The sequence below is a fragment of the Myxococcales bacterium genome (assembly GCA_016706225.1).
Taxonomy (GTDB): Bacteria; Myxococcota_A; Polyangia; order Polyangiales; family Polyangiaceae; genus JADJKB01.
Window position 1 is genome coordinate 833983 of record JADJKB010000005.1, and the last position, 18697, is coordinate 852679.

General features: G+C 69.2%; 11 protein-coding genes. 7 read left to right on the plus strand and 4 right to left on the minus strand.

All coding sequences use genetic code 11. The features are described 5' to 3' along the window. Nucleotides 1-14 precede the first annotated feature (14 nt). The 3 genes from thrC (at nucleotide 15) to IPI67_11405 (ending at nucleotide 4158) form a co-directional block, all read left to right on the plus strand. Nucleotides 15-1340 (plus strand): threonine synthase, encoded by a 1326-nt coding sequence (thrC, locus tag IPI67_11395; protein ID MBK7580800.1) that lies wholly within the window; start codon nucleotides 15-17, stop codon nucleotides 1338-1340. Nucleotides 1341-1639: 299 nt separating this feature from the next. Beyond that, nucleotides 1640-2191: a sigma-70 family RNA polymerase sigma factor gene (locus tag IPI67_11400; GenBank protein ID MBK7580801.1), complete on the plus strand. Its 552-nt coding sequence runs from the start codon at nucleotides 1640-1642 to the stop codon at nucleotides 2189-2191. Nucleotides 2192-2583: 392 nt separating this feature from the next. Then, nucleotides 2584-4158 (plus strand): VWA domain-containing protein, encoded by a 1575-nt coding sequence (locus tag IPI67_11405; protein MBK7580802.1) that lies wholly within the window; start codon nucleotides 2584-2586, stop codon nucleotides 4156-4158. A gap of 40 nt (nucleotides 4159-4198) precedes the next feature. Here IPI67_11405 and msrA read toward each other — a convergent pair whose 3' ends face one another. From msrA to IPI67_11420, 3 genes are all read right to left on the minus strand, one after another. Then, nucleotides 4199-4765 (minus strand): peptide-methionine (S)-S-oxide reductase MsrA, encoded by a 567-nt coding sequence (msrA, locus tag IPI67_11410; GenBank protein MBK7580803.1) that lies wholly within the window; start codon nucleotides 4763-4765, stop codon nucleotides 4199-4201. A 210-nt stretch (nucleotides 4766-4975) separates the two neighbouring features. After that, nucleotides 4976-5242, minus strand: a complete 267-nt coding sequence (locus IPI67_11415) for a hypothetical protein (GenBank protein MBK7580804.1) — start codon at nucleotides 5240-5242, stop codon at nucleotides 4976-4978. Beyond that, nucleotides 5239-6009, minus strand: coding sequence for a PEGA domain-containing protein (locus IPI67_11420; protein ID MBK7580805.1), 771 nt, complete (start codon nucleotides 6007-6009; stop codon nucleotides 5239-5241). Before IPI67_11420 ends, IPI67_11415 begins: the two co-directional genes overlap by 4 nt. Nucleotides 6010-6187: 178 nt before the next feature. Here IPI67_11420 and IPI67_11425 point away from each other — a divergent pair, with 178 nt between their 5' ends. From IPI67_11425 to IPI67_11440, 4 genes are all read left to right on the plus strand, one after another. Next, entirely contained in the window at nucleotides 6188-13465 is a 7278-nt protein-coding gene (locus IPI67_11425; protein ID MBK7580806.1) for a hypothetical protein, read from the plus strand. Between the two features lie 137 nt (nucleotides 13466-13602). After that, nucleotides 13603-14082 (plus strand): hypothetical protein, encoded by a 480-nt coding sequence (locus IPI67_11430; GenBank protein MBK7580807.1) that lies wholly within the window; start codon nucleotides 13603-13605, stop codon nucleotides 14080-14082. Then, on the plus strand, nucleotides 14082-15917 hold the full coding sequence (locus IPI67_11435; GenBank protein ID MBK7580808.1) for a hypothetical protein: 1836 nt from the start codon (nucleotides 14082-14084) through the stop codon (nucleotides 15915-15917). Before IPI67_11430 ends, IPI67_11435 begins: the two co-directional genes overlap by 1 nt. Nucleotides 15918-15998: 81 nt before the next feature. After that, on the plus strand, nucleotides 15999-17093 hold the full coding sequence (locus tag IPI67_11440; protein MBK7580809.1) for a hybrid sensor histidine kinase/response regulator: 1095 nt from the start codon (nucleotides 15999-16001) through the stop codon (nucleotides 17091-17093). 25 nt (nucleotides 17094-17118) lie between these two features. On the opposite strand, the gene IPI67_11445 is transcribed toward IPI67_11440, so the two are convergent. Then, complete coding sequence (locus IPI67_11445; GenBank protein ID MBK7580810.1) at nucleotides 17119-18561, minus strand: serine/threonine protein kinase; 1443 nt, start codon at nucleotides 18559-18561, stop codon at nucleotides 17119-17121. Nucleotides 18562-18697 lie beyond the last annotated feature (136 nt).

Here is an 18697-nt window from a genome sequence, read left to right on the forward strand (position 1 = left end):
ACTCCCTTGCCGCGATGAGCCATCACTCGGAATTTCGCTGCATCTCGGGGTGTGACGGCGCCTGGCCCGTCACCCAGGCCATCTACCGTTGCCCGAGGTGCCAAGGGCTGCTCGAGGTTCGCCACGACCTCGACGCGCTGAAGAGTCGGAGCGCCGCCGGTTGGATGCGGCTCTTCGACGAGCGGTACATGCGCAGCCAATGGCCCTATGGCTCCGGCGTCTGGGGCAAGCGCGAGTGGGTCATGCCCGAGGTGCCCGACGAGCTGATCGTCAGCATGTACGAGGGCGGGACCAACCTGTTCTGGGCGGAGCGTTACGGCCGGCAACTTGGTCTCGACGATCTCTGGGTCAAGCTCTGCGGCAACAGCCACAGCGGCAGCTTCAAAGATCTCGGCATGACCGTGCTGGTCAGCGTGGTGCGCTGGGCGATGCGCGAGGGGCTGGAGGTCAAGGCCGTGGCCTGTGCATCGACCGGTGACACCAGCGCGGCCCTCGCAGCCTACGGTGCGGCTGCAGGGCTGCCGGTGGTGGTGCTGCTGCCGCGAGGCAAGATCTCGACGGGCCAGCTGGTACAACCGCTCGCACACGGCGCCCTCGTGCTCGGGCTCGACACCGACTTCGACGGTTGTATGGACATCGTGCAGCGCCTGGCCGAAGAGGGCATCGTCTACCTCGCCAACAGTATGAACGCGCTGCGCATCGAGGGTCAGAAGACGGTGGCCGTCGAGGTCGTGCAGCAGCTCGACTGGCAGGTTCCAGACTGGATCATCCTGCCGAGTGGCAACCTGGGCAACGCCAGCGCGCTCTACGCCGGGTTCAAGTTGATGAAGGAGCTAGGGTTGATCCAGCGCTACCCGCGGCTCGTGATGGCTCAGGCCGAGAACGCGAACCCGCTCTATCGCGCCTGGAGCGCGGGCAAACGCGAGGTCGAGGCCATCAAGGCCCAAGCGACTCAAGCGACGGCGATCCAGATCGGAAATCCGGTGAGCGCGCCTCGGGCCGTGGCAGCGCTGGAGGCGATGAACGGTCTGGTCGAACAGGCGAGTGAGGAAGAGCTGGCGGACGCGGCCGCGCGGGCGGATCGCACCGGCATGTACACCTGCCCGCACACGGCCGTAGCGCTCGCGGCGCTCGAGAAGCTGAAGGCCCGCGGTGTGATCAAGGGCAGCGAGCGCGTGGTGTGCATCTCCACGGCGAGTGGGCTCAAATTCACCGAATTCAAGGTGGGCTACCACGAAGGCCGACTGCCCGGTGTGACGAGCCAGCTGGCGAACCCGCCCGTGAGCTTGCCGCCGGACTTCGGCCAGGTCGTCGACGCCATCGCGGCGCGCTTCGGTTGAGCGCGCGCACCAGGCGGTCATGCGCTCGACGCGGGCCCACTCGCTCACACGCGGCGGGCGCGCGCGAGCCTCTCGTGACTGCCGGAGCCATCATTGATCATCGGCAAGAAATCGATGGGAAGTCCGGGCGCCGCTGCGGCGAGCGCCTCGGCGGGTGCGAGCAGCGGGCAGTCGGACCGCCCTCGGCCGACCCTCGTCTCAGGGATTTTTCGCGGGTTTTCCTGGTCTTCAATTTTTTTTCTAAGACAAGCGAGCCGGCCCCGTTGTCTGTCTGAGGAACGGAAAGCCCGATAACCAGCATGACGGAATCGGCGGACACATCGGAACCGGGGCAGCGCGAGTGGGTGCTCGCCGCACTGACCCACTTCGAAGGCCCGCTGCTCCGCTTCGCGAGCGGACTCGTCGGCTCCGGTCACGCCGCTGACGTCGTGCAGGACACGTTCCTCGAGTTGTACCGAGCGGACCGCGGTCAGGTGGAAGGTCACCTGTCTGCGTGGCTCTTCACGGTGTGTAAACGCCGCGCCATCGACGTCGTCCGCGAACGCGGTCGGCTCGCGGCGCTCGAGGAGGATGACGGAATGCAGAGCCCAGACAGTGGACCCGCCGCGCGTGTCGAGCGGCAAGAGTCGATGAGCCGCGTGGAGCGCGCGCTCGAGCGGTTGACCGAACGCGATCGACAGGTCGTGATCCTGAAGTTCTCGGCGGGGCTTCGTTACAAGGAGATCGCCGAGGTGATGGAGCTCTCCGCGTCCAACGTCGGGTTCATCCTGCACACGGCCATCAAGATCCTCCGCGAGGAGCTGGGTGACGCGGCGGGAGTCTTGTTGGTGAGCAAAAGGAGCGTGTCATGAGCCTGGAACCCAACGACCCGCGTCTCACCGCCTACGCCCTCGGCGAGCTCGAGGCTGAAGACCTGAGCACTTTTCTAGCGGAGCTCGAGGCAAGCCCCGGGGCGCGCGCCGAGCTGGACGCCATCGTCGAGACCGCGGAGCTGCTCCGGCAAGGGCTGGCTCAGGCGCCGGTGTCTGGGCTGGGCGAGGCAGCGCGAGCGCGCATCGAGCGCACGCTCGCGGAAGGCTCCAAGGGCGCTGACCCGAGTGAGCCGCTTCCGGAAGCCGTGCCGCCGCAAGAACCGACGAAGGTGGCCAAGATCCGCCCGCGCCGGCGCCGGGCCTGGATCTTCGCCGTCGCAGCCGCGCTGCCGTTCGCGCTCGCGTTCGGGGTCTTCAGCCTGCGGAGCCCGATGCGCACCAACGAAAAATCGAAAGCGACGGACATGAGCCCGTCGCCGCTCTCGGCGCGTGGACGGTTGATGGCGGACGAGGAGCGGCGGGAGGTTCCGGCTGGGACGGCGGGCACGCTGATGCCCGAGGTCCCCAACGGCGAACGCGGCAAACACACCGAGCAGTACGACGCGGTGCTCGACAACCCGTTCGTGCGGGTCGGCGTCGATCCACGCTCGACCTTTTCCATCGACGTCGACACCGCCGCGTACGCCCTGGTGCGGCGCTTTCTCACGAATGGGAGCCGCCCGCCGCGCGGGGCGGTGCGCATCGAGGAGATGATCAACTACTTCTCGTACGCGTACCCCGAGCCGAGCGCGGGCGCGCCCTTCGGCGTCACGACCGAGGTCAGCGCGGCGCCATGGGCCAGCGCCCACCGACTGGTGCGCATCGGGCTCAAGGCCAGGTCCCTCGCGATGCGGGCGCGCCCGGCGTCGAACCTGGTGTTCTTGGTCGATGTGTCGGGGTCGATGAACGACCCGAACAAACTGCCGCTCTTGAAGCAGGCGTTCTCGCTCTTGGTGGAGCAGCTCGACGAGCGGGACCACGTCTCGATCGTGGTCTACGCCGGCGCTTCAGGCATGGTGCTGCCACCGACCTCGGGGGATCGGAAGCGCGAAATTCTGGGTGCGCTCGAGCGCCTGGAAGCGGGCGGCTCGACCAACGGCGGACAGGGCATCGAGCTGGCCTACTCGGCGGCGGCGCAGAGTTTTGCCCAGGGCGGCGTGAACCGAGTGCTGCTGGCCACGGACGGCGACTTCAACGTGGGCACGACCAGCCAGAGTGCGCTCATCGATCTGATCCAGGCCAAGGCCAAGGCTGGAGTGTTCCTGAGTGTGCTCGGTTTCGGTGACGGCAACTACAACGACTCGATGCTCGAGAAGCTGGCCGACAAGGGCAACGGCAACTACGCCTACATCGACAACGAGGGCGAAGCCAGGAAGGTGCTGGTGCGGGAGGCTACGGGCACGCTGGTCACGGTCGCCAAGGACGTGAAGCTCCAGCTCGAGTTCAACCCGCGCAAGGTCGAGGCCTTCCGACTGATCGGTTACGAGAATCGCGTGCTCGCTCACTCCGATTTCAACGACGACAGCAAGGACGCTGGTGAGATCGGAGCCGGGCACACGGTGACCGCGCTGTACGAGCTCATTCCTGCGGGCGGATTGGTGCCGGGCGCGGAGGTCGACGGGCTCAAGTATCAGAAGCCCGCGCCCGTCGCCGAGGCAGCGACGAGCGGAGAGCTCTTCACCGTCAAGCTGCGCTACAAGCTGCCTGAGAGTGACAGCAGCAAGCTGCTCGAGGTGCCGGTCACGGATCAGGGCGCGGCGCTTGGGGCTGCGAGCCCCGATTTCCGCTTCGCCGCAGCGGTGGCCTCGTTCGGCATGTTGCTGCGAGACTCGCCGCACAAAGGCAGCGCCACGTTCGAGAGCGCGCGGCAGCTCGCCGAGAGCGGACTGGGCCAAGGGCGCGATCTAGAGGAGCGGCGCGAGCTGCTCACGTTGATCACTCGCGCCGAGGGCCGGTCCCCGCGCTGAGCCGAAGTCACGCGCGGGGCTCAGCGCAGGCGCTCAGCCCTCAGTCTCGCATCCAGTGACAGGTGTAACCGCCGGGGTTCTTCTCGAGGTAATCCTGGTGGTACCCCTCGGCCAACGTGAACGGTCCCGCCTCGACGATCTCGGTGACGACGGGGGACTTCCACTTGCCGCTCTTGTCGATGCGCTGCTTGACCATCTCGGCGACGCGGCGCTGCTCCGGCGACGAGACGAAGATTGCGGAGCGGTACTGGGTGCCGACGTCGTTGCCCTGGCGGTTCTTGGTGGTGGGATCGTGCATGCGGAAGAACCACTTCTCGAGCAGCTCTTCGTAGCTCAATTTGCTGGGGTCGAAGGTGATGCGCACCGACTCGGCGTGCCCCGTCGTTCCGGTCTTCACTACCTCGTAGCTCGGGCTTTGGGTCGTGCCGCCGGCGTAACCGACCTCCGTGTCGAGCACCCCCGGCACTTTGCGCAGGATCTCTTCCATGCCCCAGAAACACCCTCCGGCCAGCACGGCGACCTCGCGTTCGCTCGTTGGGTTCTTGTTGCTGGCAGTGGCGGGGGACTGGGCCGCGACCCGCTCGGGATCATTGGTTTGCTTCGACATGCAGCCTCCGGAAACGCATAACGCCAGGATCGAGACTACGAAAGGGCCTGCTCTCATCGTCGAGCATACGAGCGAGCAAGCCGAACGGTTGCATCCCCCGAGCGACGAGCCCCTCGCTCGGGGCCGCGGAGACGGTCGAGCGCTTCGGATCCGGCCGGCCCCAGCCGCCGAAACCGCGGATGCTTCAGCGATTTGCGAGGTGGCTCGTGCTCAGAACGTGAACCGCGCGGCTGCGCCGCCGCCGGTTGGCGTTGCGTAGGGTGCGAGGTTGAAGCGCGCCTTCTTCGGCAGATTCTTGGCGGACTTCTCCTTGGCGGGCTCGGAGTCCCCACTGGTGAGGAGCACGATGCCGGTCACACCCAGCGTGATCGCCACGCCGAAGGCCATGTCCGCGATCAGTGCGTTGCGCTCCACCTTGTCGGCGTTGTCCGTCGTCGGGTCGTCGTTGAAGTCACTCTTTGCGCCCAGGGCCTTCACCCCGAAAATGCGCCGACAATCGTGCTGGCGCCGGCGATGCCGAGGGTGACGTAGGCCGGGACCTTGCTCTTTGGCTGGGCCGCGGGTGCGGGCTCTGCAGTTTCCGGCGGTGTCGGCGCGTCCACGGGCGCGGGAGCCGGGGCCGGGCCGAGATCGGCGGCCGTGAGCTCGATGTTCTTGTCCGTCTTCTGGCCGGCGGTGACCTCGATGGTCATCTCCTGCTTCTCGTAGCCGGGATTGGTGATGGTGATTGTGTGAGAGCCGGGCTTGAGCTTGAGCATCATCGGCGTCTCACCGGCCTGGGCTGCGCCGTCCACGCTGACCGAGGCGCCCGCGGGAGTGGTGCCGATGCTGACCTCGCCGGTCTGCCCACCCTTGAGCTCAGCCAACCGCGCCTTCACCTGGCTGATCTTCTCGTCGCCCAGCTTGCTGACGTTCGCGTGCCCCAGCAGTTTCTCGAAGGCAGCGGCTGCGTCCTCGTTCTTGCCCTGCTTGTCGAGGGCCATCGACATCCAGTACTCGGCGTGAGGCGAGGGCAGGATCTCGTTGGCCTTGGAAAAGCCGGTGTACGCATCGGCGAACTTGCCGGCGTTGTAGGCCTTCTCGCCCTCTTGGTAGGCCTTGCGCGCGGAGTCCCGCTTCTTCTGTTCGGCAGCCGAGACCTTCCCCTGCGCGTACGCCATGGGGAGGGCAGCTGTGCTGGCGAGTGACCCTGCCAGGACGAGCGCGAGGGCCTTCGAATACGGAGCGGAAATCCTGCGTGCCATGTGCGTGCCTCCGACGCGCCGGGTCGGCCGGCACGACAGAAGAGAGGCTAGACCCAGAGCAGTTCCCGGGACAAGCACGCTTTTGCCCGGCAGATCGTCCAAGGACGAGGATTCCGACTCGGAAAACGCGAGTTATCGGGGTAGTGATAGTGTCCTCGACGCAGGGCTTCCGGCGGGCATGACCACACCTTCCGACAACGGTTCTTCGCCTGGCGGCGGCGCGGTTGGACGAACGACCCTGCGGCCTCCGGAGTGGACCTCTGCCCAGGAGGGTCCCCGCTCCGCTGCGTCACTGACGTTCGAGATCCAGCTGGCCGACTCTCCGGTTTCGCGCCGCACCGGCCCGCGGGCAGAGCTCGCCCACCTGGCTGCCCGCATCGAGAGCTGCGCCGCCGCCGGTGACACCGAGGGGGAGCGGGCTGCCGCGACCTCACTCGCGCGGGCGCTCGTGATGCGCGGCACCGAGCTGGACACCGCGACCAAGCTGGCGCGCCGCGCGCTGTTGCTCGGACACGACGCGGCGCTGCGCGAGGAGCTCTCGGGTTGGTTTGCCGCGCTCGGCGAGCCAGGGTTGGCCGCCGCTACGCTGCGGCCGCTGGTCGCCGACCTCTCGGGTCAACCGGCGGCGCGCATCCTCACGCGCATTGGTGTGCTGCTCGGGCGCGCCGGGGATGCAGCCGGCGCCGCGGACGCGCTGTTCGACGCGGCGCGGGAAGATCCCGCCGACGCCGCCGCGCCGGAGTTGCAGGCCGGGATCGGTGCGTGGCAACCGGAAGCGGTTCCTGCGGAGCGGGCCGCCGAGGGTTACCTCGAAGGGTTTCGCCGACGCGAAGCGGCCGGCGATCGGGCTGGCGCGTTCGAAGATCTGCTGCGCGCTTTCGAGATGGCCCCGGGGGAGCCATCACCGGCAGAGCGTCTCGCCGGCGCGCTGGCAGTGCGTGGGCGGGTTGGCGCGCTCGACGAGGTGTTGCGCGAGCACGCCCGGGCGAGTGGTGACCGGGGCCGTGCGGTGCACCTGCGTCGGCTGCGCGAGGCGCTGGCTGCCGACGACTTGCCGCGGGCGCTCGGCGCAGCCTTCGACGCCCGCCTCGACGGTGAAATCGACACCCTCGGCTCGAGTCCGGCTCGCGGCCTGAGCTTCGACGGTCTGGCGGAGCGAGTGGGCCTCCACGAAATTCACGCGGCGCGCCTGACTCTCGCAGCTTCCGGGCAGACCGCCGGCGAAATGCTCGAGACCCACACCGCGCTCGCGCGCCTGTACGGCGGCGCGCTGGCGTCCCCCGAGCGGGCCATCGATGCCTGGATCGAGGTTCTGGTCCTGGACCCGAGCGACGCCGCCGCGCGCGCTGCGCTCTTGAACGAGCTCGGCTCGACCGGGGACGCTGCGCCGATGGTGAGTGCGCTCCTCCGCATCGTCGAGCGCGGCGGCTCGGATCGGGCCACCGCCCTCGTCGATCTCGCGGAGCTGGCGCGGACCAGCCTCGACGCGCCGGGGCTCGCGGTCTTCGCTGCGACCGAAGCGTTGAAGTCCAACGCCGACTCACAGCTGCAGGAACTCCTCGAGCGCTTTGGCCCGGCTGCGCGGGAAGAGGACGCGCGCATTGCCGCCCTCACAGCCGAGCTCGCGAGCGACGGCGACCGGGAGGGCAAGCTGGTGGAGCTCGCGGCGCTCTTGCGCATGCGACCCGATCGCGTCGACGAGTACATCACGGCATTGAAGGAGTTGGTCGCGCTTCCCGGCGACCGGCGCTCGTACCAACGCACGCTCGAGCGCGTTCTGCTGCGCGGTGGCCGCGAAGACGACCTGCTCTCGGTCCTGGAAGCGGCGCTCCGGCGTGAGCCGGGGGCGGACCACGAGCGGTTGGCCCTGGCGTTGGCCAAGGAGCGGAGAGCGCGGGGCGACGAGATCGGTGCGCTGACCGTCCTCACTCCACTGCTCGGCGCCGTCGGGAGCCACGCGGCCGCCGCTGCGATGGCGCTCGTGCTCGCCTCTCGCCGCGGGGAGGACCGAATTTGGGCCCAGGCGCTGGTGCGTGTGTCTGCGCCACTGTCGTCGTCCCTCCGCGCGGTGCTCTTGGCGGTGGCCGCGGAAGCGTTCTTCGCAAGCGGAGATCTCCAGGCGGCGCACGAGAGCGCCGAGCAAGCAAGCCGCGTCGACCCCTCGCAGGCCCGACCGGTTGGTGTGCTCGCGACCATCGCCATGTCGCGACCGCCGGATCGATCGGTCGCCGAGGCCCTCGAGCGAGCCATGGGGTTCATCGTGCCCCGCGTCCAGCTCTGCGAGGCGCTGGCCGTTGCCCACGAGACGCTGGGAGATCCACTGCTCTCGCTGGTCTGGACCCAGCGCTGGCTCGCGCTTCGGCCGGGAGATCCCCGGGCAATTCGTACGCTGCTCGGCCGCGTCACCGAGTCCGGTGACGCCCAGCGCATCAGCGACACTCTGTCCTGGCTGCTCAGTCAGCCGCAGCCATTGTCGGATCTGGCACCCGCGCTCTCAGCGGCGTTGTTGCGCCTCGCAGAGCTCGACGTCTCACGCGGCACGGCCATGGCGCGGCGTGCCCTCGAGGTGCTCGGTCCCCGGTCCGAAGAGTTGCGCCAGACGGTGCTCGCCGTCGCCGACGCGGCCAACGAACCGGGGCTCGCGCTCGCGCTCCTCGAACGCACCCTGGCCGTGGGTGGAGAGAACGCCGAGCGCGTCGAGCGCCTGTTCGAGGTTGCGTCTCGCCGGCGCGTGGTGGGAGACGCGGACGGTGTCGCGCGCGCGTTGTCGCGGGCGATGCTCGATGGGGCGAGCGCCGACCAGGTGCTGACCGCGCTCGGGGACGCCCCGCCGGCCCGCAGCTCCGACGGCGAGCTTTCGCTGTTGACGGCCCGCGCAGAAGCGTTGGCCCGCGCCTCGGGCGCCGATGCGGAGTCGCGCGGCCGCGCCTACCGCGAGCTGGGCGCGGCGCGTTGGGATCTCGCTGGCGATGCGGAGGGTGCCGTGGCCGCGTGGCAGCGGGCCGCGGAGCTCGATCCGGTCCACGGCATCGCGCGCCTGGCGCGGGATCTCGTGTCTTTTGCTGGGTACTCGGAGGCGCTGAAACATCTGCAGCGTTTTGCCCGCGGTCAGTCGCACCCGCGGGACGCTGCGCGCCTCTTGGGCGTCGCTGCGAACGTCGCCCTCGCCGCCGGTGAGACTCAAGCTGCGCTCGGCATCGCGGTGGAGGCGCTCAATCTCGATGCCAGACACGCCGACGTGCTGGCGGTCGCCGAGCGTGCGGCTGGCCCCGAAGATCTCGACACGCTCGAGGCTTTGTACGTGAAGCTCTCCGGCGCCGCCCTCGGCAGCTACGGGGAGCGCGCGGTTCACTACCGCGCCGCCAGGCAGTTCGAACGTCGTGGTGACGCAGGGCGCGCGCTCGACCACGCGGTGCGGGCCTTCCGCGCGGTCCCTGCGGAGGGCGTCACGTTCGTGCTCATGGGGCGGCTCGCCGAGCGCACGGGGCGCGGCGCCGAGGTCGTCCGCGCGCTGACCCAGGTCGCGGAGACCACGGCGGAGGCCGCACAACGCGCGGGTTGGCTGAAGCGCGCCGCAGCCTTCGGCGGCAAGGACGAAGAGAGCCTTCGGCTCCGCGTCGACGTGCTCTTGCGGGCGCTCTCGGTGCACCCCGAGCCGGCGCTCTTGCTGGCCCTCGGCTCCGCGATTGCCGAGCTCGCTCAACTCTCCCCCGACTATCGCGAGATTGGTGCGATGCGCGTCGAGCACTCGCTGGAGGTGCTGCTGCCGCGCCTCGAAGGCCCCGAGGGCGCCCGGACTGCCGTGTCTGCGGCGCGGGTCGCCCTCGATTTGGGCCTGACGCGCCCGGCGCTCGCGGCCCTCTCCCGCGCAGTCGAGGCCGATCCGGACGTGGGGTGGTTCGCAGATCTGTCGGATCGAGCCACGCAGCTCGCGGCCGAGGTCGAGCCCGCCCAGGCCTTCGTCGCACGGGTGCGCGATGCGGCCGCGGACAAATACAGTAACGTCGGGCGACATCTGCTGGAGCTGGCAGCGCAGGTTGCGCGGGCGCTGGAGGACGGAGCGAGCGCCGGTCAGCTGATGGTCGCGGCCGCGGAGCGGGATCCGGACGACCTCGAGCTGGCGCGCCGTGCGGCCCTCGCGGCGCAGTTGACGGGTGACGCCTCGCTGCTCGGCCGGATCGCCAGCGCCGTTCCCACGTCGGAGCGCGTGGGTGGGCTGATGCTGGCCGCCGCCCAGGCAGAAGCGAGCGGCGATCCGATGTTGGCCATCGAGGCCTTCGAGCGCATCGAGCACGATGCCGCGGCCAAGCTCGAAGATCGACGGCGTGCGCGCTTGCGGTTGCGCGAGCTCTACGGGCAGGTTGGCAACCACGACAAACTCGAGCGGCTGCTCGAGGACGAGCTGGGCATGAGTGAGCTCAGTGGGGCAGCTCTCGCTCGCGTCGCGCAGGACCTGGCTGCGCTGCTCGCGACGCGCGGCAAGCTCGAGCGCGCGCTGGTCGTCTTGGAGGACACCCTGCGCAGCCTGCCGCGGGATCCAGGCTTGCTCGAGGACATGGCCGCGCTCGCCGCTCAAGCACGCGACGGCCAGCGCCGGGCAGCGGCGCTCAGTGCCTTGGTCGAACTGGTAGCGCCGCGGGCGCGCGCGAAGGTACTCCGCGAGCTCGCCCCGCTCCTGGAAGAGCAAGGGGACGAGGCGGGCGCCACGGCGCGCTTCGACGAGCTGCTCGCGCTCGAGCCGAGCGACGTCGACGCGCTGGCTGCGCTCGAACGCGCAGCGGAAAAACGCGGGGACTTCGAGCGCGCCGCCGCCCTCCTGGCGCAACGCGCGACGCTCGCGCAGCGAGTGGACGACGTGCGGCGCATTCGACTGCGGCGCGCCACGCTGCTCGAAGAGCGCCTCGGGCGGGCGGACGAAGCGCGCAACGAGCTCGAGGCCCTGCTCGCCGCGACCGGGGATCACCTCGCGGTCCTCAGGGTGTTGGCCGATCTGCACGAGCGACTCGGGGGGGCGTTGCGCGCGGCCCCGCTCTGGATGCGCGCCGGTGCGGTCACGCCCGACAAGAGTGAGTCCGCCGACCTCCTGCACCGAGCGTGTCGAGCTTTCCTCGCTGGCGGCGATGTCGAATCGGCGCGGCGGGTGCTCGATGGCATGGAGGCCTGGGCGCACTCCACCGAGCTGCTCGAGCTGCGGGTCGAGGTCGAACAGAAGAGCGGCGACTCCCGCGAGCTGGCGCAGGCGCTCGAAGAGCTGGCCGGCGACCGGAGCGGAGACAAAGCACGCCACGTGGCGCTCCTGGTCGCGGCGGCGCGTGCGCACGACCTCGCGGGAGACCGTGAAGACGCGCTGGCCGTCGCGGAGCGCGCGGCTCAGCTCGCGCCCGCCATGGCCGAGCCTCAAATCCTCGCGCGTCACCTCGAGTATCGCGTTCGCGGACCGACGACCCGCGAACACGCACGCCTGGTCGTCGCGGCGCTGCGTGGCATCAACGGCCCTCTCACGCCGGAGCAGGCCGAGCTCCGCTGTTTTCTGATTTCCGAGGCTCTCGACAGCGCGGTGGGAACCGGCGCAGGCATGCGCGAGCTGATGAAGGTCTCCGCCGAGCTCGGCACGGTGCCGCTGATTGCGCTAGGCATCGCCGAGCGGCTGACCGAAGGCGGGGAGCACACCCAATCGCTGTCGTTGTTCGACGTCGCCCTGGCTGGAGATCTGCGCGGGGTCCGCCACCGGGGACGCGTTGCCATCGTGGCCGCGGACGCCGCTCGGGAGGCGGGCGATCTGGTGCGGGCGCAAGGTTTTGTCGCCATCGCGGCGGCGGAACCCATGACCCACGACGCCGCCGTCGCGCTCGGCGGGCAGCTTCGCTCCGAGGAGCTCGCACGGGAGATTGCCCGTGAGCGCACGAGCGTGCGACGTGAAGCGCCCTTGGTTCGCCGCACCGACACCGAGCCGGGACTGCCGAAGGCAGAGCCGGTCTTGGCGGGCGACTCCGAACTCTTTCCCGGCCCGAGAGACTCGGAGCCCCCTCCACCGCCGCCTGTGCCGCCGGTGCGTCGTTCAGAACCGCCGCCGCTCACCCGTGCATCGGCGCGTCCGAGCACGACGTATCACTCGACCGCGCCGCCGGAGCACGTCGCGGCTCCCCGCTCGTACTCGGAGCAGCTGGCCAAGTCGCCGAGCGTGCAGCCGGCGCCCCCGCCAAGGAGCGCTCGCCCGGCGGCGATGAACGTCGAGCCGGTCATCATGGACAAGGGCTCGGAGTCAGCGCCTCTGTCGGAAGTGTCCGCCAAGGTCGACATGCCGCCGTCCTTGCGGCGCATGTCTGGCACCTTCCCCGCCGCTAGTCCCATGGAGGCCGATCTGGTGGACCGCCTCGCGAAGGGTTCCCTCGACGCGGGCTTCGAGCTGGTCCGCCAGCTCGAGAACCGCCGCAGCCGCAGCTACGATCTGGTCGCGGTCTGCCGCCGCATGGTCGGCATCGCTCCGGGGGATCGCGAGCTCTTGCGACAGCTCTACGTGGCGGCCCTGGCCGACAAGAACCACGTGTACGCGCGCGCCGTCGAGCACGCCCTCGCGCTCTTCGATCCGAGCGTCGAGCCTGCTCTGCCGCCGAGCCTGGCGGAGCAGCCGGAAGATCCGGCGCGTTTGCGCTCGCTGCTCCTGCGTGAGCTCACGAGTCCGGTGTGTGAGGCGCTTTCACTGGTCTGGGAGGGAGCGAGCCACGTCTTTCGCCGCGACCCGTCGACCTACGGAGTCGCAGGCTCGGCGCGTCTGCCGCTGAACGCCCCGTCCCCGCTCGGGCGCAGCTACGCCGCCGCGGCTCGCGTCCTCGGACTGACCCGCACACCGCTGTTCGAGCGGCGCACCATGGGTGCGGTGTCGCTGGGGGTCGCGCTCTTGAATCCTCCGGCCGTCATCGTCGGGGGTGAGGTCACGCGCGAGACTCCCGAGCTCAGCTACCACCTCGGCGCAATGTTGGTCGCGACCCTGCCGGAGCACGTGCTCTTGTTCGGGAGCAGTGAGGAACAGGCGCGGTCAATCTTGAAGAGCATGCTGCTCGCGTTCGGGCCACCGGAGGAACAGAAGGGGGAATTGGCTAGCGCCGCCGCGTTGGCGGAGGTGCTCTGGGAACGCATCCCGGCTCGCGCCCAGCGGCGCCTGCGGGAGATCTGCCACGAGCCCACCGGCATCGACTACGAGACGGCCATGGACAACGCGCGCCGGGCCGCGCGCCGCGGTGGGCTCTTCGTGTCCGGGGACCTCGGAGCGGCGCTCCGCCAGACCTGCCGCCAGGAGGGCCTCCCGCTCCAGGCGCTCGAGGCGCCGGCCACCCTCTCGAAGCTCGTTGGCGAGCAACCCGCCATCGCCGATCTGGTCCGGCTGGCCACCAGCTCCGAGTACGCCGCGGCCCGCTGGCAATCTCCGCGGGGGACGCGGCCTGCCGGCGGCGTCTGAGCTAAGGTAGCGGTGCAATGCCCCGGCGGCTCTCGAGCGCGACACCGTTGTCACACCCGCCTTCGGGGGGATCCCACCGAAGCGGACGAAGTCGGCTGATTCGCCTTTTGGCACGCCTATCGCTACTCGTGGGCCTCGTGGTCCCCGTCGCCGTCGCCTGCATCGTCTCGGATCCGGCCGAATACGGCGTGGCGAAGCAGACGCCGCCCTTCCTGGATGCGACCCAGGCCAAGCCCAGCGTGCTCTACCGCTATGACCTGACGTCGGGTCAGACCCTGGCGGTGAACGTGCCCGTGCGCGCCGAGGACGCCGGCGACGAGCTCGTGGCGCAGCTCTATCTCGACTACCTCGTGGTCGGTCGACAGACCCTGCTCGGGTTCCGCCAGCTGGCCCCCGGCAAGTTCGAGGACGAGCGCACCATCGACATCCCCGCAAACAACATCGTGACCCAGGGTTGCCATGCCGTGAGCCTGGTGGTCACTCACCGCGGCAATCTCAACGAGAAGAACGCTCCGATACTCTCGGCTGACACTGCCATCCTGTCGTGGTGGATCAACGTCGACGACGACGGCACGAACACGATGAGCGAGTGCCCGGTGCAAGGAGGAGCCAACTGATGCGCCTCTTCTTGGCTCTCGTTCTGTCCACGCTCGCGGCGGGCTGCTCCGTCGACGCGCTCGAGGACAGCTCGCTCAAGCCGCCGACCAACCATTGCACCGCCGATACCGACTGTGGCGATGGCGCGTGTGACACGACGCTGGGGTTGTGCCACGCGAAGGAGGGTCAGTTTGCTACGGTGCTCTTCGAGGTGACTCCCCCGGCGGACGCCGATCGTTACGGCGGTCTGTCCTTCCTCGTCGCCGAAGACGTTGCCGGTAGCGGTGGCCCGCTCGACCTTGCCCTCGGCGTCGTGAGCAAGGTCACCGGCACCGTGCAACCGCAGAAAGCCGATTACCAGGGCAGCTGTTCGGTTGCGTACGGCGCGACCAACAAGAGCTCGACGCCGCCGGTCAAGGTCACCTTCACCTCGACCACCACCATCCTCGGGCTGCCGTCGCAACACTTCACCGCCAAGACCAGCTTCAACACCAAGACCGAGCAGTTCGAGTTCGAGGCTTGGCTGCCCCCCGACGAGTACGACGTCTACGTCGAGCCTCCGACCGACTCGGAAGACATCAACGCCCAGTCCTGCACCGTGGTCCCGCAGCTGGTGCACGGCATCAAGGTCGAGGCGGGGGACGTCGAGCTGCCGATCCCGTTGCAGGCTCCGAAGCTGCTCGAGATCGAGGTACTCTTGCCGTCGATCGCGGTGACCACGCAGGAGAAGACGCCGCTGGTCGGCTGGAAGATCGACGTCATCGATCCCGGCACCGGTCGTGTGCTCTCCGCGCCGGCGCTGCTCACCCTCGTTGCGGACCCCACGGACGCGGACAACCAGCACTACGTCGCAGAGGTCGAGTACGCCGAGGCGGTCGGGGTCGGCGCAGGAGTCGGCAAGGAGCTGGTTCGCTTGCGGCCGCCCACCGGTGAGGACAAACCCACGCTGGTGCTCGAGCGCGCCGCGCTCGAGCTGTTCACCCCCGGCAAAGCCAAGATCGAAGCGCAGAAACAGCTCTGGCCGGAGGCGGTCGTGCTCGATCAGATCAGCTTGTTCGGCACCAACGGCAGCCCCTTCGAGCAGGTTGCGGCCGCGCGTTTTGTGTCGACCAAGCTCGATTTCTCGAGCGGCGGCAACGTGAGTCAAAATGGGCTGGCGTTCTTCGAGAAGACCGTCGAGGTCCAGAACGGCGTGGCGACTGACGTCCAGCTCTTGCCCGGTGAGTACGACGTCTACGTCGCGCCGCCGGCAAACAGCGGTTTTGCGACCACGAAGGCCAAGCTCACGGTGGCATCGGGACAGCCCAAGCAGGGCGGTAAGAGCCTGACGCTCGAGCTGGTGTCCGATGTCGGCGGCAGCGTGCTCGTTCCGAGCGGCGACGAGGCCGCCGCAGGTGCGACGGTTCAGGCGATTGCCTCGCCGGTCTTGGCCACTCCGCTCGAGATTGCCGTCAGCGCCCTGCCATTTGCGCCCAAGGCCTCGTCCGGCATCGTGGGCGCGAACGGTCAGTATTCGCTCGAGGCCGATCCGGGGATCTTCGACTTCTCGATCCGTCCTGCGGAGGGGACCGGCTTCGCCTGGCTGGTTCGCCCGAACGTCGAGGTGCAGAGCGGCGTTCACGATCTCGGGCCGACGCAGCTGCCGCTGCCGGTGATCTACACCGGCCTCATCACCGTGCCGGGCGCGGAGACCCCCACGCCGGTTCCGGGCACGCTGATCCGCGCGTTCATCTACTTGAACTCGGCCGGGTACACGGGTGACCGCGCGGGGGCCAAATCGGTGGTCCAGATCGCGGAAGCGCGGGCGGACGCGACGGGCAAGTTCCGCCTGCTCCTGCCGTCGCACCTCAACTGAGCGTGGGCGCGCGTCCGGGCTTTGTGCCGTGCGCCGTCCCGAAGCTGGTTCCCGCCGCCCGCACGTAATACGCTTCGGAGTGTGAAACGTTCGCCGCTCGCACCTGTGAGCGAAGCCACTCCCCAAGCCTCCGGGGCCACGCCCCCGGCCGGTGATCTGGCTGCCGCCCTGCACGAGGTGGGCAACGCACTCACGGTGGTGCTCGGTTGGCTCGAAATCGCGGAGTCGCGAGCAGAGGAGGGCCCGGCTCGCGACGCGCTGGAGATCGCCCGCAGCTACGCCCAGCTCGGGCATGGCATGGCGCGGCGTGCGATCGGCAGCAGCGACGCCATCCTGGAGATCGAGCGCAGCGCCGCCAGTCTCGCCCGCGCGGCGGTGCTCGGTGTGACGCCGGCTGCGACGCAGAAGGCGGTCGGACTGCGGCTCGAGACCCGCACGGGCCTCGACGACTGGGTGACCGATGCGGACGCGGTAGCGCGCATCCTGCTCAACCTGCTCCTGAACGCCGTGGCGTTTTCGCCTGCTGGCGGCAGCGTCACGCTCGAGCTCAACGAGGGGCCTGGCGTGATCGTCTTTCGCGTCGTCGACGAGGGTCCCGGCATCGACGCCGAACGCGCGCAGACGTTGTTCTCGGCGCCGGACTCGACGCGTCCCGGGGGTCACGGCATCGGGCTTCGGCACTCGGCCGAGGTCGCGCGGGAGCGGGGTGGCGCCCTCGGCCTGGTCAGGCCGGGCCCGGGTGCATGTTTCGAGCTGTCGTGGCCTCGCGGTGAGAAGAAGAGCGGCGCGCGCCACCCGACGGTCGCGACGCGGCTCGAGGGGACCCGCATCTTGGTGCTCGAAGACGATCCGGCCGTGCTCGGCCTGATCGAGCTGAGCCTCGAGACGCGCGGCGCCACGGTGGTCTCGATCACGAGCGGAGCCGAGCTCGACTCGTTCGACATCCTGTCGGGCGTCTCCGCAGCGCTGTTCGATCTCTCCCCGATCGCGGACGACCCCAAGGCTGCCCTCGCGCGGCTCCGCGCGCGCGTCGGCGATGTGCCCGTGATCCTGATCAGCGGTTCGCCAACGGGGGTACCCGAGGCGGTCGCGGATGAAATTCGAGTCTGGGTTCGGAAGCCGTTCGAGATGAGCGAGGTGGTCGAGGTCTTGCGGGGGCTACTCGGGCGAGGCTGATTCGCGCCCTCGGGCGAATGCGGCCTCAGTCCATCTGAACTCGGCGGGCGGTGGTCTGTCCCGAGACGATGGTGACTGCAAAGCTCTTTTTGGTGGAACTGCGCCGCAGACGCACGCCGTGAGGCCCTGGGGGTAGCGCGGCACGGATGATGGGTGAGGGGCCGAGATTGCGGCCGCCGGCCGTCACCGAATCGCAGCCCGGAACACACATGACGGTGAGAAAGCCGGGCCCACCGTTGCGAGGTGCTTCCTCGACGCTGGTGGCCGGGGGCGGCGAATCGTCGGCGGCGGGCGCGGGAGCGGGTGGGACGGAAGTCCACTCTGTCTTGGGTTCGTCGGAGTCGCTGTTTGCGCCCGGGTTGCTGGGCGTGAGCTGAGTCGTGTCGGACCGCGGGGCCTCCTGGCTCAGCAAGGCGAGGTAGAACATTGCTGCGAACAGGAACAGCCCCAGCAACGCAGCAACGCCGCCGAGCACCAAGACGAGAGCACCTGTCGTCGAGGTCGACCTGCGACCGCCGTCCGGGACTCGCGGCGCATCGGGAGCCCGCGTACGTGCCCGGCGCTCGCGCCGCTCTGCCGTGTAGGCGCGCCGAAGCAGGGGCTGGAGCGCCGCGAATGCCGTTGCCGCGTCGGGAAAACGCTGGCTCGGCTCGAGCGCACAAGCACGCGCCAGCCAGTTATCGAACCCATCCGGCAGCGAACCCAAGAACCCGAGTCGCGCGGCGCGTTCGGTGGCCGGCGTGCTGATGCCCGTTCCGATCTCGGTCGTGAGCTCCGAGATCCCGAAGTGTCGATGCGCGCACAGCCAGTAGCGTCTCCCCGTGAGCAATTCGAAGGCGCAAAGTCCCAGTGCCCACACGTCGGTGGCTGGCGAGACGCTGCCGCTCCGCAGTTGCTCCGGGGCCATGTAGAACAGAGTGCCGAGCGGTTCAGTCAGTGAGGTCGTATCCGCCACGGCTTTTGCCAAGCCGAAATCGAGGATCTTCACCGTGAAGTGGGCATCCGCGCGGGCGGTCTTGGCCAGGAAGATGTTCGCGGGTTTGAGATCGCGGTGCACGATGCTGACGGCGTGGGCCGCGCCGAGCGCGTGGCACGCTTGTTTGAGAACGGTCGACGCCTCGCGCGGCGAGCACGGACCTCGGGCGGACAGACGCGCCGCCAGGTCCTCCCCTTCGAGGTACTCCATGGCCAACCAGGGAAATCCCGTCTCGGCATCGATGCCCGCGGCGACCACCTCCACCACGTGATCGCTCTTGATGCGCGCCCCGAACATCGCCTCCTCCGCGAAGCGTTGTCGGAGCTTCGGATCGTTGGCGAACTCGACTCTCATCAGCTTCAGCGCGCGCGTGCGCCCGGTGCTCATCTGCAGCGCGCGATACACCGCTCCCATCCCACCGACGCCGATCAGGCGTTCGATCTTGAAGTCGGTCCCGAGCACCTGGCCTCGGGACAGCTTCGGGAAGGCCATCCTGCGAGAGTAACAGCGCGAGCGCGCCGCGTCGTGCCTACGCCGCACGGCGCGGACGTTGTCTGGCCTTGGTTGCAGGTGCGTCCATTCCCGGCGGCTCGTCTCGATGCCGTGCACGCGGAGACATCTTCAAGAC

Excerpts from the sequence above, each read along its gene's own strand:
- IPI67_11445 (MBK7580810.1), bottom strand. The coding sequence starts at position 18,561 with ATGGCCTTCCCGAAGCTGTCCCGAGGCCAGGTGCTCGGGACCGACTTC.
- IPI67_11420 (MBK7580805.1), bottom strand. The coding sequence starts at position 6,009 with ATGGCACGCAGGATTTCCGCTCCGTATTCGAAGGCCCTCGCGCTCGTC.
- IPI67_11435 (MBK7580808.1), top strand. The coding sequence starts at position 14,082 with ATGCGCCTCTTCTTGGCTCTCGTTCTGTCCACGCTCGCGGCGGGCTGC.
- msrA (MBK7580803.1), bottom strand. The coding sequence starts at position 4,765 with ATGTCGAAGCAAACCAATGATCCCGAGCGGGTCGCGGCCCAGTCCCCC.
- thrC (MBK7580800.1), top strand. The coding sequence starts at position 15 with ATGAGCCATCACTCGGAATTTCGCTGCATCTCGGGGTGTGACGGCGCC.
- IPI67_11405 (MBK7580802.1), top strand. The coding sequence starts at position 2,584 with ATGCGCACCAACGAAAAATCGAAAGCGACGGACATGAGCCCGTCGCCG.
- IPI67_11425 (MBK7580806.1), top strand. The coding sequence starts at position 6,188 with ATGACCACACCTTCCGACAACGGTTCTTCGCCTGGCGGCGGCGCGGTT.
- IPI67_11400 (MBK7580801.1), top strand. The coding sequence starts at position 1,640 with ATGACGGAATCGGCGGACACATCGGAACCGGGGCAGCGCGAGTGGGTG.